14 protein-coding genes are annotated in these 14,111 nt (G+C 74.8%); 5 read left to right on the top strand and 9 right to left on the bottom strand.

The genetic code is table 11. From position 1 onward, the window contains the following. Window positions 1–39: 39 nt before the first annotated feature. Both ACOQFB_RS06565 and ACOQFB_RS06560 read right to left on the bottom strand, forming a co-directional pair. The gene (locus tag ACOQFB_RS06565; protein ID WP_421609929.1) at window positions 40–1,530 is read right to left on the bottom strand and encodes an ATP-binding cassette domain-containing protein; all 1,491 of its coding nucleotides are present in this window, start codon (window positions 1,528–1,530) and stop codon (window positions 40–42) included. Between the two features lie 186 nt (window positions 1,531–1,716). After that, window positions 1,717–1,926: a hypothetical protein gene (locus ACOQFB_RS06560; protein ID WP_421609930.1), complete on the bottom strand. Its 210-nt coding sequence runs from the start codon at window positions 1,924–1,926 to the stop codon at window positions 1,717–1,719. Between the two features lie 119 nt (window positions 1,927–2,045). On the opposite strand from ACOQFB_RS06560, the gene ACOQFB_RS06555 reads away from it, so the two are divergent. The 3 genes from ACOQFB_RS06555 (at window position 2,046) to ACOQFB_RS06545 (ending at window position 5,972) form a co-directional block, all read left to right on the top strand. Beyond that, window positions 2,046–2,405, top strand: a complete 360-nt coding sequence (locus ACOQFB_RS06555; protein WP_059437961.1) for a response regulator — start codon at window positions 2,046–2,048, stop codon at window positions 2,403–2,405. A 116-nt stretch (window positions 2,406–2,521) separates the two neighbouring features. Further along, the gene (locus ACOQFB_RS06550; RefSeq protein WP_059437960.1) at window positions 2,522–2,767 is read left to right on the top strand and encodes a hypothetical protein; all 246 of its coding nucleotides are present in this window, start codon (window positions 2,522–2,524) and stop codon (window positions 2,765–2,767) included. Beyond that, complete coding sequence (locus ACOQFB_RS06545) at window positions 2,760–5,972, top strand: ATP-binding protein (protein ID WP_421609931.1); 3,213 nt, start codon at window positions 2,760–2,762, stop codon at window positions 5,970–5,972. Before ACOQFB_RS06550 ends, ACOQFB_RS06545 begins: the two co-directional genes overlap by 8 nt. Here the strand turns inward: ACOQFB_RS06545 and ACOQFB_RS06540 are convergent. After that, a complete protein-coding gene (locus ACOQFB_RS06540; protein ID WP_421609932.1) occupies window positions 5,932–6,432 on the bottom strand; it encodes a tautomerase family protein in 501 nt (166 codons plus the stop codon). The genes ACOQFB_RS06545 and ACOQFB_RS06540 overlap by 41 nt on opposite strands. Before the next feature lie 111 nt (window positions 6,433–6,543). On the opposite strand from ACOQFB_RS06540, the gene ACOQFB_RS06535 reads away from it, so the two are divergent. Continuing rightward, window positions 6,544–7,434 (top strand): LysR substrate-binding domain-containing protein, encoded by an 891-nt coding sequence (locus ACOQFB_RS06535; RefSeq protein ID WP_421609933.1) that lies wholly within the window; start codon window positions 6,544–6,546, stop codon window positions 7,432–7,434. Between the two features lie 4 nt (window positions 7,435–7,438). Beyond that, window positions 7,439–7,576, top strand: coding sequence for a hypothetical protein (locus ACOQFB_RS06530; protein WP_421609934.1), 138 nt, complete (start codon window positions 7,439–7,441; stop codon window positions 7,574–7,576). A gap of 25 nt (window positions 7,577–7,601) precedes the next feature. On the opposite strand, the gene ACOQFB_RS06525 is transcribed toward ACOQFB_RS06530, so the two are convergent. The 6 genes from ACOQFB_RS06525 to ACOQFB_RS06500 form a co-directional block, all read right to left on the bottom strand. Next, the gene (locus ACOQFB_RS06525; protein WP_421609935.1) at window positions 7,602–9,332 is read right to left on the bottom strand and encodes an HNH endonuclease; all 1,731 of its coding nucleotides are present in this window, start codon (window positions 9,330–9,332) and stop codon (window positions 7,602–7,604) included. A gap of 188 nt (window positions 9,333–9,520) precedes the next feature. Continuing rightward, a complete protein-coding gene (locus ACOQFB_RS06520) occupies window positions 9,521–9,811 on the bottom strand; it encodes a hypothetical protein (protein ID WP_421609936.1) in 291 nt (96 codons plus the stop codon). 251 nt (window positions 9,812–10,062) lie between these two features. Beyond that, the gene (locus ACOQFB_RS06515) at window positions 10,063–10,551 is read right to left on the bottom strand and encodes a hypothetical protein (protein WP_421609937.1); all 489 of its coding nucleotides are present in this window, start codon (window positions 10,549–10,551) and stop codon (window positions 10,063–10,065) included. Window positions 10,552–10,567: 16 nt separating this feature from the next. Further along, window positions 10,568–12,154, bottom strand: a complete 1,587-nt coding sequence (locus ACOQFB_RS06510) for an RHS repeat domain-containing protein (protein ID WP_421609938.1) — start codon at window positions 12,152–12,154, stop codon at window positions 10,568–10,570. A 413-nt stretch (window positions 12,155–12,567) separates the two neighbouring features. After that, window positions 12,568–13,782, bottom strand: a complete 1,215-nt coding sequence (locus tag ACOQFB_RS06505; RefSeq protein ID WP_059437956.1) for a DUF1015 domain-containing protein — start codon at window positions 13,780–13,782, stop codon at window positions 12,568–12,570. Window positions 13,783–13,876: 94 nt separating this feature from the next. Then, a complete protein-coding gene (locus ACOQFB_RS06500; protein WP_059437955.1) occupies window positions 13,877–14,098 on the bottom strand; it encodes a hypothetical protein in 222 nt (73 codons plus the stop codon). Between the last annotated feature and the right edge of the window lie 13 nt (window positions 14,099–14,111).

Below are 14,111 nucleotides of genomic sequence, written 5' to 3'. Positions count from 1 at the left end.
CCCGTCCTCTAATCGCCGGCCCTGCGGAAGCACCGCCCCTCACGCGGTGTCCACCCGCCCCGACGCGATGCGCCAGCGCGACGCGGTGCAGCGCGCCGCCAGGGCCTCGTCGTGCGTGACCAGCAGGAGCGCGCCCGGGTAGGCCGCCAGCGCGGCCTCGAGCCGCTCCACGGTGGGGAGGTCGAGGTGGTTGGTGGGCTCGTCCAGCACGAGCGCCCAGGCGTGCCGCCCCATGCCCATGGCGAGGAAGAGCTTGCGGGCCTCGCCCGGCGACGGCGCCGCGGACGCGAGCAGGCGCGCCGGGTCGGTGCCCAGCGCGGCGACGAGCGACAGGACCCGGCCGCGCACCGCCGGGTCGAGCCCGGCGAGCTCGCGCAGCAGCCGCGGTCCCTCGCCCTCCGGCAGCTCCTGGGGCAGGTGCAGGAGCCGGTCGGGCGGCAGCGTCGCGCCGGCGAGCAGCGCCCGGAGCACCGTGGACTTCCCGGCGCCGTTCGGCCCGGAGAGCCAGACGCGGTCCTCGCGCCCGAGCCGCAGCCGCAGGTCGCGGAGCAGCGGCGCCTCGCCGGCGCGGAGCTCGTCCGCCTCGAGCGCGAGCAGCACCGGCCGCGGCGACCGCTCGTAGCCGAGGAACACCGACCCGCCCAGCTCGGCCAACGGCGGCGCCTCGGGCACCTCCTCCCGCGCGCGCCCCGCCGCCGCGCGCAGCCTCCGCACGTCGGCGCCGAGGCGATCCTCCGCCCAGGCGCGGCGCGTCTTCGCGCCCAGCGTGCGGGCGTCGCTGTCCTTCGGATCCCGGTGCCGGCCGCTGCGCGCGCGGTCCGCCGCCTCCCGCGCGCGCCGCGCGTCCGCGAGCGCCCGCTCCACCCGCCGGCCCTCCTCCTGCGCGGCCGCCCGCGCGTCCCACGCCGCGCGCGTCTCGGCCTCCCACGCCGCGCGCGCCGCGCCGTAGGGGAGCGCCCACGCCCGCGCCGTACCGCGCCCGAGCCGCACCGTCCGCGCCGCCAGCGCCTCCAGCAGCGCCCGGTCGTGCGACACCAAAACGCCCGCGCCGCGGAAGCGCCGGAGCGCGCCGGCGAGCAGCGCGCGCGCCTCGGCGTCGGCGTGGTTGGTCGGCTCGTCGAGGAGCAGCACGTCCGGCTCGGCCGCGAGCGCCGCCCCGACCTGCCAGCGCTTCCGCTCGCCGGGCGAGAGCGTCGGCCAGCGTGCGAGCGCGTCCGGGTCGAGCCGGAGCGCGGCGCGCAGCCGTCGCGCCTCGCCGTCGTCGCGGGCGGCGAGCGCCGGCACGTCGGGCCCGGGCGCGTCCACGTCCTGGCGGCACAGGACCACCCGCGCCCGCTCCGGCTCGAGCAGGATCCGGCCCGCGTCGGGCGCGCGCCGGCCCGCCACGAGCTCGAGGAGCGTGGTCTTGCCGGCGCCGTTCTCGCCGACGAGCGCGGTCCAGCCGGAGGGGAAGACGAGCTCGACGGCGTCGAGGATCGGCGCGGCGTCGGCGTGCGAGAAGGAGAGCCGCTCGAGGCGGACGGTTGGCATGGCGATGCTCCTGGAGCGAGCGCCCGCGCGCGAGGGCGCGCGCCGGGCGGCGTGGCGGGTGAGGCTGCCGGTTCGCTAGGAGATCGTTTCCATCGCCGCACCGCGGCTGCGGTGCGCGGCCTGTCTAGCGCGGACGCACGGGGAGCGCAAGCGGGCGCGGCGCGACACTCGACACTGGGCCGGGGTTCAGCCCCGGGCCGCGCGCGGGCGGCTGCCCAGGATCCGCGCCGGCAGGAACAGGATGGCGCGGAGCAGCGCCAGCACGCCGTCCACCGCCACCCCGAGCAGCCGGAACGGCAGCAGGAGCAGCCAGACCACCGGGTACAGCACCAGCGCGAGCAGCGCGAGCGGCCAGCAGAGGACCAGCAGGAGCACCCACAGCAGGAAGGCGGCCATGCCCCTCCTTACGCAGGACCGGGCGGGGCTATTTCCGGGGCGGCGCGCGGCGGATTGTCCCGGGATCGTGTCCCTTGCCCCGCCGGGGGGCTCCCGCTTAAGAAGCGGTCGAGCGTCCCATGACCGGGCCCCGCGTACTCGTGGTGGACGACAACGACGCGCTCCGCGAGAACCTCGCCGAGTGCCTCGAGGCCGAAGGCTACGCCGTCGATCCGGCGCCCAGCGGCGCGGCGGCACTGGAGCGCCTCGAGCACGGCCCCCTGCCCGCGGTCATCCTGCTCGACCTGATGATGCCGGGCATGGACGGCGCCGCGCTCGCGGCGGCGGTCCGCGGCGACCCTCGCTGGGCCGGGATCCGCCTGGTGGTCACCACCGGGCACTCCGTCTCGCGGGTGCGAGACCTCCCCGTGGACGCCGTCCTGATGAAGCCCTTCGGCGTGGAAGAGCTGCTCGCGGTGCTGAAGCGCGTCGGCGCGTGAGCGCCGCGCCGCCCGCGGGTGCGTCCGGGGGCAGCCCTGCGCGGGAGACGCACAGGGCGCATTGGCAAACCGGCGCGCCCGCGCCACCGTAGCGCGACGAGACAGGAGGTGCGCCGGTGTCGCTGGCCCAGCGCGACGAGGAGCGCTCGTCCGGCGCGCGGGAGCCGGCGCGCGCCTGGGCCGTGCTGATCCTGGTCCTCGGGCTCCTGCTGGTCACCTGGCCGTTCGTCCGCACGCCGCCCCTCCCGCTCGCGCCCGCGTACGCCCATCTGCTCGGCGCCTGGCTCGGCGGCGTCGGCGCGCTCGCCGCGATGGCGCGCGCGCTGCGCGCCCGGCGACCGCGAGGACCTCCCGATGCGTGAGGTCGCCCTCCCCGCGCTGGTGGTGACCGCCTACGTCGGCGCGCTCTTCGCGATCGCCGCGTGGGCCGAGCGGCGCGAGGCGCGCGGGCGGTCGGTCGCGTCGAACCGCCTCGTGTACTCGCTCGCGCTGGGCGTCTACGCGACCACCTGGACGTTCTACGGCAGCGTCGGCTTCGCCGCGCGGCGGGGGCTGCTGTTCCTCACCGTGTACCTGGGCCCCACGCTCTGCGCGGCGGTGTGGTGGTGGGTCGTGCGCAAGCTCGTCCGGATCAAGGACCGCTACCAGGTCACGAGCATCCCCGACGTGCTCGCGCTCCGCTACGAGCGGTCGCAGGCCGTGGCGCTGGTGGCGACGGGGCTCCTCGTCGTCGGCCTGGTGCCGTACATCGCGCTCCAGCTGAAGACGATGATCGCCACGCTGGGGCTGGTCGCCGGGGGCGGCGCGTCGCTCGCGTACCCGGGCGCGGGGAAGCGGCTGGGGCTCCCGCTGCTCGCGTTCCTGCTCGGCTTCACGATCGTGTTCGGCCTGCGCCGGGCGCGGCCCTCCGAGCGTCACCCCGGCCTGGTGGTGGCGCTGGCGGTCGAGAGCGTGGTGAAGCTCGCCGCCTTCCTGGCGGTCGGCGCCTGGTTCGTGTGGGGGTTCCGCGGCGGCCTCGCCGACGTGTTCTCCTCCGCCCCGGGCGGCGAGGCCGCGCCGGCGTTCCTGGGCGACGCAGGCGTCGGGACCTGGCTCGCGCACCTGCTGGTCTCCGGGATGGCGGCGCTGCTGCTCCCGCGCCAGTTCCACGTGGCGGTGGTCGAGAACGCGAGCGAGGACCACGTCCGCACCGCGATGTGGCTCTTCCCGGCGTACCTGCTCCTCATCAACGTGTTCGTGCTGCCGCTGGCGCTGGGCGCGCTCGCCGCCGGCGCGCCGCCCGGCGGCGCCGACGTGTTCGTGCTCTCGCTGCCGCTCGACGCCGGGCACCCGGCGCTGGGCTGGTTCGTGTTCCTCGGCGGGTTCTCCGCCGGCACCGGAATGGTGATCGTCGAGACCACCGCGCTCGCCACGATGCTCTCGAACCACGTGGCGATCCCGGCCGCCGAGGCGTTCCCGCCGCTGCGCTGGGTGCGGCGGCACGTGCTCCACGCCCGCTGGGCGGCCGCGCTGCTCGTCCTGGCGCTCGCCTTCGGGTACGAGCGCGCCTTCGGGCCGCGCTTCGGGCTCGCCTCCACCGGCCTCGTCTCGTTCACCGCCGTGCTGCAGCTCGCGCCCGCCCTGCTCGGCGGCCTGTTCTGGCGCGGCGCCAGCAAGGCCGGGGCGATCGCCGGGATCGTCACCGGCTTCGCGGTGTGGGCCTACACGCTGGTGGTGCCGGTCCTGGCGCGCAGCGGCTGGCTCCCGGAGGCCCTGCTCGTGCAAGGGCCGCTCGGGGTGGAGGCGCTCGTCCCGGAGGGCCTGTTCGACATCCACACCGATCCCGTCACGCACGCGGTGGTCTGGACGCTCATCGCGAACGTGCTCGCCTTCGTCACGGTCTCGCTGGTGGTGCCGCACGGCGCGGAGGAAGGCGCGCGGGCCGAGCGGATCATCGACGTGCTGTCCGCGCACCCGGCGGGCGCCGCCATCGAGGGCGCCGCCGCGCTCGCGTCCGCGGAGCGGAAGCGGCGGCTCGCCGTGGAGCTCCTCGGCGCCTACGTGCCCACCGCCGAGGCGGAGGCCCTCGCCGACGCGTGCCTCGAGCGCTGCGGCGCGCGCCCCGGCCAGCAGCTGTCCGCGCTGCAGGTCGCGGAGCTGCAGGCGCAGGTCGAGGTGGCGCTCGCCGCCGCGATCGGCGCGGCGGCCGCGCACGCCGCGGTACGCCGCGCCGGGCTGGTGACGCCCGAGGAGGCGCGCGCCATCTCCACCGCCTACGCCGACATCCTGACCGCGCTGCACGTGTCGCCCGAGGAGCTGCGCCGGCGCATCGACTACTCCCGCGCCCGGGAGCGCCTGCTCGCGCGCGACGCCGAGAACCAGCGCTTCCTGGCCGGGGTGAGCGCGCTGCTCGCGGGCTCGCTGGACGCCGAGGCCACCGCGCGGACCGCCGTGCGCCTGCCGCTGCCGCACCTCGCCGACGCGGTGCTGCTGGTCCTGCGGCAGGAGGGCGGGCCGCGCGTGCGCCTCGCCCACGCCGAGCCGCGCCGCGAGGAGGAGGGGCGCGCCGCGCTGGCGGCGCCGGGGTTCACGCTCGACCGCGCCGCGTCGATCACCCGCGCGCTCGAGACCGGGCGGCCGGTGGTGAGCCGCCCCGCCGCGCAGGCCGGCTGGCCCGCGCCGCTGCGCGCGGCGCTGCCCGGGCAGGTGGAGCTGACGCTGCCGCTCGTCGGCGTGGGCGAGCCGCTCGGGACGCTGTCGCTGTTCGGGGAGCGCGAGGACCGCCTCTCCACCGCCGAGGCGCTGGCGCTCGCCGAGGAGCTGGCGCGCCGGCTCGCCATCGCGCTCGACAACGCCCGCCTCTACGGCGAGGCCGAGCGGGCCGTGCGCGCGCGCGACGAGTTCCTCGCCATCGCCTCGCACGAGCTGAAGGGGCCGCTCGGCCCGCTGCAGCTCCGCATCGCCATGCTGGAGCGGCTCATCGCCCGCGGCGAGCTGCGCGCCATGCCGCACGAGAAGCTGATGCAGATCTTCGGCGGCGCGCGCGGGCAGGTGCACCGCCTGGCCACGCTGGTGGACGACCTGCTCGACGTCACCCGGCTGTCCACCAAGCGCTTCCACCTCGACGTCGCCCCCATGGATCTCTCGGCGGCGGTGCGGGAGGTGGTGGAGCAGCACCTCGCCGAGGCCGCCGCGGCGGGCGTGACGCTGCGGGTGGACGCGCCGACCTCGGTGGTCGGGGCCTGGGACCGGCGCCGCATCGACCAGGTGCTCGAGAACCTCGTCGGCAACGCGCTCAAGTACGCGCCCGGCGCGCCGGTGGAGGTCCGCGTCGAGGCCGACGCCGCCAGCGCGCGCATCCGCGTCCACGACGAGGGCCCCGGCATCCCCGCGGCCGACCAGGAGCGGATCTTCGGCGCGTTCGAGCGCGCCTGCCCGTCCGCCGGCGTGGGCGGCCTGGGCGTCGGGCTCTACGTGGTCCGCGAGATCGTCCGCGCGCACGGCGGCACGGTCGCGGTGGAGAGCGCGCCGGGCCGGGGCTCCACGTTCACGGTGTCGCTGCCGCGCGGGAAGCCGGCGACGGCGTGACCGGGTCACCGGCCGGCCGCGGCGCCGCCCTGCCCTCCACGTACCTGCGCTCCTGGGTGACGCCGCCATAGCCGTACGCGTCGCCGCGCACGTCGTGGACGTGGACGTACGACTCCGGGTGCGCCTCCCCCACGAGCTCGCCGAGCGCGTCGAACACCTCGCGCACCCAGGCCGCCTTCTCGTCCTTGTCGTTCGTGCCGTCGGTGATGCGGCACTCCACGAAGAAGCTGCTCCGCCGCTGGGAGGCCAGCGACGGTCCGCCCACGAACCAGCGGCCCGGCTCCACGTACGAGACGGCGACGGAGGTGACGTCCTCGCGCTTGCCGAGGAGGCGCGCGGTCGAGCCGGAGACCCGGGCGGCCACCCGCGCGGCGAGCGCGTCGAGCGCCGCCTGGCGCCGGGCCGGGTCGCCCACGGGAAGGTCGGTGGGCGTGGAGAGGCGGATGGAGATGAACGGCATGGTGAGCTCCTCGGTGGTGCCGGGCGGTCCCGGCGTGGGCCCGATGACTATCCGGTCTCACGAGTGACTGCCGTTGAATGTTTTCATCAGACGAGTGAGTATTCCTCAGCCATGCCCTGGCCCCGGTTCGACCTCCCGCTGCTGCACACCCTCGTCGCCGCGGTGGACGCCGGCGGGCTGGTCCGCGCCGCCGCGCGCGTCGGCCTCACGCCGTCGGCGGTGAGCCTGCAGATGCGGCGCCTGGAGGCGCAGGCCGGGTGCGCGCTGCTGCGCAAGCAGGGGCGCAGGCTGGTCCCGACGCCCGCCGGCGAGCGGCTGGTCTCGTACGCGCGGCGACTCCTCCAGCTCGACGAGGAGGCGCACGCCGCGCTCCAGGAGGACGCCGAGGCCGGCGTGGTGCGGCTGGGCGCCCCGCAGGACGTGGCCGAGCGCTGGCTCCCCGGCGAGCTGGCGCGCTTCGCGAGGACGCGGCCGCGGGTTCGCCTCGAGGTGGTGATCGAGCGGAGCGCCGCGCTGCGCGAGGCGCTCGCCGGCGGCCGCCTGGACCTCGCGCTGCTGTTCGGCGAGGAGGTGCCCGGCGCCGCGCTGCTCGGCGAGCTCCCGATGGAGTGGCTGGCGAGCGCGGCGCTCCCGCGCCCGGCCCGGGGCGAGCCGCTGCCGCTGGTGCTGTTCGATCCCCCGTGCGCGTTCCGCTCGGCGGCGATCGCGGCGCTGGACGGCGCCGGCCTCCCCTGGCGCCTCGCGCTCACCAGCCCGAGCCTCTCGGTGCTCTGGGCCTCTGCGGCCGCCGGGCTGGGCGCGACCGCGCGCACCCCGCTCGGCGCGCCCGCGGCGCTCCGGCCCGCGGGCAGGCGCCTCGGCCTTCCCCGCCTCGCCCCCGTCCGCCTGTGGCTGCACCGCACGTCGGATCGCGCCGCGCCCGCGGCGCTGGCCGATGCGCTCGCGAAGGCGCTCCGGGACCGCCTCGCCGCCCAACCGAGACGACCGGGCGATCGCGGGTGAGGCAATGCCTGGATGGCGAAAGGAGCTCCTCGCCATCCGCGCGAGCGAGCTGGAGGGCGTCCCCGGGGTCCGGCGCCCGCGCCCGCCGGTCTGCTGCCCCGGCGACGCGCTCATCCTGGCGGAGCGGCTGCTGGGGCTGTGAGCGGGGCCGGCGCCGCGTGACCCGTTCAGCACGCCGCCGCCGCGGCGCGGCCCGTCACGTCAGCGCCGCGCCGGTGCGGTCCCACCCAGAGCCGCCCGTCCAGCAGCCACACCAGCTCCCCCGGCGCGCGCCCCAGCACCGCCAGGTAGCCGCCGTGAACGCACCGCAGGTGGTGGAACGCGCAGAGGCCCACCAGGTTCTCCGGGTCGTCGCTGCCGCCGTGCGAGCGGAAGTCGATGTGGTGCGCGTGCGCCGCATGCCGGCTGCAGCCCGGCACCTGGCACCACCCCTCGTCCCGCTCCCGGATGCGCCGCGAACGCGTTCGTGAGCGCCCCGGCGCGTCGCCCCAGGTCACGAGGAAGTGGAAGGCGATGACCGCCAGGCACGTTCCGGTGGAGAGCGCGGGCCCGTGCCGCTCCCGGACCGAGGCGATGGCCGCCGCGAGCAGGACCCCGACGCCGCGCGGCAGGGTCACGACCAGCTTCCCGCGCGCACGCAGCTGCCCCTCGCGCTCGCCGTCCACCTCGCGGCGCAAGGCGACGCAGGTCGCCTCCAGCGCCCGCGGGATCCAGGACGCGATGTCCGGCTCCTGCAGGCGCGCCAACACCCGCAGCTTCTCGTAGGAGACGCCCCGCCGCCGCGCGTCCTCCAGCGCCGGCGACGCCGCCAGCCGAGCCTCCAGCGCCACCCGCTGCTCCACCGCCCGCGCCGGCAACCCCAGCCGCTCCTCCACGTACTCGCGGAAGCTGCCGTAGCCCGCGAGCCGGTGCATGCCGCTCCGATTCACCGCGTACCCGCACCGCCCGATGAGCCGCTCCCATCCCGCGCGGCACTCCGCCAGCGCCCGCAGGCGCGCGTCGAGCTCCTGCGCCGACAGCGTCTCGTGGAACGAGAGCTCCGGCGCGGGCACGGGAGGGACCTCTGGGAGCTCCGCCCAGCCGTCCGGCCCCAGGCTCGAGGTCGAGCGCCGCCCCGTCGACGCGTCGTCGCGCGCCCGGAACCCCGGCCCCAGCGGACGCGTGTCGTCGGCGTCCGGATCACCCGGGTGCTCCGCCAGGTACTCCTGCGCCAGCGCCTCGAGCTGCTCGCTCCGGCTCGAGCCCGGCTCCAGCTCCCGGGCGAGCGAGAGCGCCTCGTCCAGCACCCGCCGCTCCTCCGGCGGCAGCTGCGTGCGCAGCTCGACCCACGCCTCGTCCTCGCCCTCGCCAACGGCGGCGCCCCGCGCATCGCCCGACGCATCGCCCCGTACCCTCGCTGCCCGGGCCGCCGCCTCCAGCCCCCGCACGGACTCCACGCCGGCGCGCTCGACCCACGCCGCCTCCGCGTCACCGACCGCTACCGTCAGGATCGTCTCCGCCGCGCGGAGCCGGACCCGCCCCGCGCGCAGCGCCTCCCGGAGCCGCGGCCGCTCCCCCATCCCTGCGCCCAGCCGCGCCAGGTTCTCGGCCGCGCGCTTCCCCAGGTCGAGCGCCTCGCGGGCGTAGTCGTCGAAATGGCAGCCCAGCGCCGCCAATCGATCTCCCCGCTTCAGCGCCGCGAGCCCCTCCGCCAGCTCGACGTCGATGCACCCGCGCACCCGCGCCGCCCAGACGAGGAGGTGCTCGCCCAGGTCCCCCTCGATCTCGCCCCCGCGGAACCAGGCCTCGATCTCGGCGGGCGTGAAGGGCGGCAGCTCGACCCGGGGCGACGCGTAGCCTACCAGCGCGCATTTCAGCGCGGCGGCGTCCAATCCAGCGGCGGCGAGCGCGGCGTCCATTACGCGCATCATTGCGCACGGGTCTGACACTATCGGTCACGGCCTTGATCGCTTGGCCGGCTCGGATGGGGCAGAAGGCGTGGCAAGAGCGTGCGCTCGGGATCGCCGCTCGCCTCGATGCGTGAATCAACGAGGCCAAGTCGGGTCAGCACCCACGAGCTGGCGCTGACTCCCGCGACGAGGGCCGCCTACCCCTTCGCCAGCACCCCGAACATCACCGTTTCGAACGTCCTGCCGGCCTGCTTCGACTCGAAGTTCTTCAGGAGGGCTCCGTTCTTCACGGTGACCTTGCTCGCCTCCGGCACCTCAGCCGTCGGCACGCCGACCCAGACCTGACCCTTCTCCGTCTCGAGCCGCAGGAAGCTGTACGGCGCCCCATCGATCCGCTCGACAACGGTGCCGGTGATGGTCGTGTTCGTGCCTTCAACCGTCTCGCCCAGCAGGTCGAGGAAACGAGGGTCGCGGTCTACATCGCGCACCAGGCACAGGGCAGCGAGTGAAGTAGTCAGCGCCGCTCGAACTCGGGGCCGCTCCGGTCATCTTGGCGGCTGAGGCGGACCACCCGGCCCGTAGTCGCAGCCGGACCTGCTGTAGCTCCACCGCCCACCGGAGTCCAGGCACCTGTCGATGTCCAGCCACCGCTTCGCTCCGACGAGCGCGAGCGCGATGACCACGGCCAGAACGACAGCCGAGACAAGTACGCGCACCCGCATGAGCTTCCGCGAACCCTCTACGCTCGCCGCTTCATCGTTCGCCCCGGCCCGTGCGGAGCCGACGCTGCCTTGGCGCGGCGCGTGCTCTTGCTCGGCGTCTTCTTTCGGCCCGGCGTCTCCTCGTTCGCTACGGGGTACGCGGAGACGGTGACACCGCCCCGCAGCCCCGAGAACAGGTGCAGGTCCTCCTCGGAGAATGAAACCGAGGAGGTGAACGGCTGGGCTCCCACGAAGAGCGCGAAGTCGAGGCCGACCTCTGCTCCGGCCTCATGCGCCGTCTTGATGACCGGGGCGAGCGCCTCGATGGCCCTCACCGTGCGAGCGCGCAATTCCGCCCACCGGGCCGCCTCCCGCAGAGCCAGAGACAGGCCGCTGTCTTCGTGAGCAGGCTTCCGGAACCTCGGCTCGCCACGTCGCCAGCACGCGGTCGGCTTCAACCGCGGGAACTTTGCGAGGAACACGTCCACGTCAAAGTCACGCCCAGAGATGGTCAGCAGGCACTCCACGATTGGCCTCCGTCCCTCACGCGCCGCCGTGGCACGGGTCGCGCATCCGCTTGCACGTTTCGGGCGCGATTTCGCAAATATTGAAAATTGGCGGGAACGGGATGATGAAATCCCAGAAGTCGTCCCAACCCTTCTTATCGGGGCCGGGCTTTCCGAGCCTCTCCCACTCCTTGAACAACTCCTCGGCGTCCGACCTCGTCAGGTCGAGGTCCCCGGGCTTCTTCACGTTGCGGTGGTACCAGTTCCAGAACTTCTTCGGCAGCCCGAAGAACTTGTCGTACTTCGAGAGGCCAGTCGGGTCCGTGTACGAGAGCGGGTTGCCTCCCGCGTAGTTGTACCAATCGACGCCGAACTCGGTGTTGAACCCTCCCGCCAGCGCGATGGGGTCCAACTCCATGTACCTTCCGACCGACGGCAGATACCACCTGTTCCAGTTGTAGTACGGCCCCTGGAGCCCGAGGCTCCCGAGCAGCCGCTCGTCGTACTGCCCCGGGAGCCGCAGGTTCGTCACCACGACGCGCCCACTCGCGCTGTCCGGCTCGATCTGCTCGATGCCTTCGCCGCTCGGGAGCACGTTCGACTTCCAGACCACCTGCCCGCTCGCGCTCGTCAGCGCTCGTGGACGATTCAGGTGATCCACGTGGAAGAAGTACGGCGCGCCACCGCTGGGCGTCGGCCCGGGATACTCGAGCTGGACGAGCGGTCCGCCGTCCAGGAACACGTAGTCGCGCGCCGGCGCCAGGCCGTCGCCGGAGATGAGCACTTCCGAGCTTGGATTGCCCTCGAGGTCGAAGGTGAAGTAGGTCCAGCGCCCATCCGCGTCCTTGCGACTCACCCTGCGCCCCAGCGCGTCGTAGGTGAACCGGGCGATCACCTCGTGGACGTCCGCCTCGCTCCTGCACGCGAGGACGTCCGGCCCGCCGCTTCCGGGCGCCGCGTACCCTGCCAGCACGAGCCGCCCCAGCGCGTCGTGCACGAGGCAGAGGGTCGAGGCGAGGGCTGCACCTCCATCGTCGTACCGGGAGACCGCGCTGACGTTGCTCTGGTCGTCATAGCCAAAGGCGAACTGCGGGACGGTGGAACCGGACGGGAACGCCTGCGTCAGGCGATCGCCGGCGTACACGAACGCCAGGGGCTCCGACCGGATGCCCGTCGTGGTCTTGCGCGTGACCAGCCGGTCCGCGAAGTCGTAGCCAAACCGCTCCTCGCCAAACTCCGACGTGATGGTCGCCACGTCTCCGGCGAGCGTCGGGACGTACGCCAGCGCGACCGGTCCGCTCTGGATCCCGAGCGGCTGATAGCGCAGGTCGTAGGTGCGCGTCAGCGATGTGCCGTTTCCGTAGACGAGCCGCTCGATCGGGCCGCCTGGCAGGTACTCGACGCCCGACGCCAGCGCGGCGCCGGTGCTCAGGTCCCGGACCGCGCTCACGCGACCCGTCGCGAGGTCGCGCTCGAGCTTCACCACGAGACCCGAGGGATACACGACGATGTCGGCGTTGCCGTCCGCGTCGTAGCGGTATTCCGTGACCAGCGTCGGCCCGGCGACCAAGGTCACCGTCTCGAACCGCACGCGTCCGACCTCGTCGTAGGCGTACGAGGTCACCTGGTTCCCGTCAGCGACGGACGTGAGCCGGCCGATGGCTGATCCCGCAGCGGCGCATGCGCCCCCCAGCACGCGTGCGCGCCATCGCGGCGTCTTCCCTTCACCGCGTCACGGCCTGCGTGCGTCGTTCGTGCTGTTCGCGGGTCAGGAGGAGCCGACCACGCACTGACAGCGAAACACACTCAGGGTGATCTCTGCAAGGGCGTGTTACGCGCAACTCGACGCGAGCGGGCGTGACGGCGCCGAGACCAGGGAGGCCCGCCTGTCATGTCACGGGGTTACAGTTGGATCGGTCCCCTCGCCGCGATCGCAAGGCCCCACGCGACGCCACGCCCGTCGCCTGCGCGCAGGCCGGCCAGGTCACGCCGCCCGCGGTGCAACACGCCGCGTGTGGACGCGGTCGGCGGGTGCGCCTAGAACCCGTGCACGAACAGCCCCGAGCGCAGCTTCGGCTCGAACCAGGTGCTCTTCGGCGGCATGAGCTTGCCGGCGTCGGAGACGGCGATGAGCTGCTCGATGCGCGTGGGGAACAGGTGGAGCGCGAGCGACCAGCCCTCCTCGTTCACCCGGCGCTCCAGCTCCTGGTGGCCGCGGATGCCGCCCACGAAGTCCACGTCCTTCGAGGTGCGCGGGTCGCGGATGCCGAACAGCGGCTCGAGCAGCTGGTCCTGCGCGATGGAGCAGTCGAGCGCCTTCACCGGGTCGGCCGCGTCGAAGCTGCCCTTGCGGACGTGCGCGTGCCACCAGCGGCCGCCGAGGTACACGCCGAACGCGAGCGGGTGATCGGGGCGCGGGTCCTTCGCCGGCTCGAGGTCGAGCACCTGGCGCAGCGCCTCGAGCAGCGCGTCGGGCGAGCGGCGCTGCGGATCGCGCACCAGCCGGTTGTAGGCGAGGATCTGCATCTGGTCGTGCGGGAACACCACCGCGAGGAAGCCGCCGTGCTCGCCGGGCTGGCCGCGGCGCGCCGCGTGGACGCGCGAGGCGGCGGCGGAGCGGTGGTGGCCGTCGGCCACGTAGAGCGCGGGCACGCCGCGGAAGAGCTGCTCGATGCGCGCGCCGAGCGCGGGCGGCACCACCCAGAGCTGGTGGGCGACGCCGTCCGGCGTCACGAGGTCGTACTCCGGCGCGGCGCGCTTCACCTCCTCGATCGCGGCGTCGAGGTCCGGCACCGCGCGGTAGGTGAGGAACACCGGCTCGTCGTGCGCCGACAGCGTGTCGATGTGGCGGACGCGGTCGTCCTCCTTGTCGGCGCGCGTCTTCTCGTGCTTCTTGATGACGTCGCGGTCGTACTCGTCCACCGACGCGCAGGCCACCAGCCCGGTCTGCCGGTGCTCGCCCATCCGCTGCGCGTACACGTAGAAGCGCGGCTCGGGGTCGGCGCGCAGCACGCCGCGGCGCACCAGCTCCTCCAGGTTCTCGCGCCCCTTCGCGTAGACGGGATCGGAGTGCTCGTCCACGCCCTCGGGCAGGTCGATCTCCGGCCGCGAGACGCGCAGGAAGCTGTCGGCGTTGCCGGCGGCGAGCGCGCGCGCCTCCTTCGTGGAGACGACGTCGTACGGCGGGGAGGCGACCTGGGCGGCGAGGGCGGCGGGCGGGCGCAGGGCGCGGAACGGGCTGAGCGTGGCCATCGGACCTCCGGGCGGCGCGGCGGCCGCCGGCGAGTGGAAGGGGGTCCGGCGCGCGGGGGCGCCGGGGGCCACTCGTCTTAACAGGGTCGCCCGCTCAGCCCCACAGCTTCTCGTCGCGGTGCTTCAGCACGTGGCCGCAGACGGCGCAGACGCGGACCGCGCCGCCCACCCCGGCCGACCGGCCGTCGGCGTAGGTGTGATCGCAGCCCTCGAGCAGCCGGGCCTCGTCGGCGCGGAGCGCGGCGAGCGCCGCCTCGTGCTTCGCGATCTCCACCCGCAGCTCCGTACGGCGGGCCAGCCTTTCGGACTGTGTCACGCACGCCCTCCCC

Origin of the sequence: Anaeromyxobacter sp. Red801 (assembly GCF_049201065.2) — a bacterium.
Taxonomy (GTDB): domain Bacteria; phylum Myxococcota; class Myxococcia; order Myxococcales; family Anaeromyxobacteraceae; genus Anaeromyxobacter.
Note: the sequence above shows the minus strand (reverse complement) of the source record. Positions and strands in the feature narration are given on the sequence as shown.

Bases quoted from the DNA above. Each gene is read 5' to 3' on its own strand.
- ACOQFB_RS06565 (WP_421609929.1), bottom strand. From the start codon at position 1,530: ATGCCAACCGTCCGCCTCGAGCGGCTCTCCTTCTCGCACGCCGACGCC.
- ACOQFB_RS06560 (WP_421609930.1), bottom strand. From the start codon at position 1,926: ATGGCCGCCTTCCTGCTGTGGGTGCTCCTGCTGGTCCTCTGCTGGCCG.
- ACOQFB_RS06555 (WP_059437961.1), top strand. From the start codon at position 2,046: ATGACCGGGCCCCGCGTACTCGTGGTGGACGACAACGACGCGCTCCGC.
- ACOQFB_RS06545 (WP_421609931.1), top strand. From the start codon at position 2,760: ATGCGTGAGGTCGCCCTCCCCGCGCTGGTGGTGACCGCCTACGTCGGC.
- ACOQFB_RS06540 (WP_421609932.1), bottom strand. From the start codon at position 6,432: ATGCCGTTCATCTCCATCCGCCTCTCCACGCCCACCGACCTTCCCGTG.
- ACOQFB_RS06535 (WP_421609933.1), top strand. From the start codon at position 6,544: ATGCCCTGGCCCCGGTTCGACCTCCCGCTGCTGCACACCCTCGTCGCC.
- ACOQFB_RS06530 (WP_421609934.1), top strand. From the start codon at position 7,439: ATGCCTGGATGGCGAAAGGAGCTCCTCGCCATCCGCGCGAGCGAGCTG.
- ACOQFB_RS06525 (WP_421609935.1), bottom strand. From the start codon at position 9,332: ATGGACGCCGCGCTCGCCGCCGCTGGATTGGACGCCGCCGCGCTGAAA.
- ACOQFB_RS06505 (WP_059437956.1), bottom strand. From the start codon at position 13,782: ATGGCCACGCTCAGCCCGTTCCGCGCCCTGCGCCCGCCCGCCGCCCTC.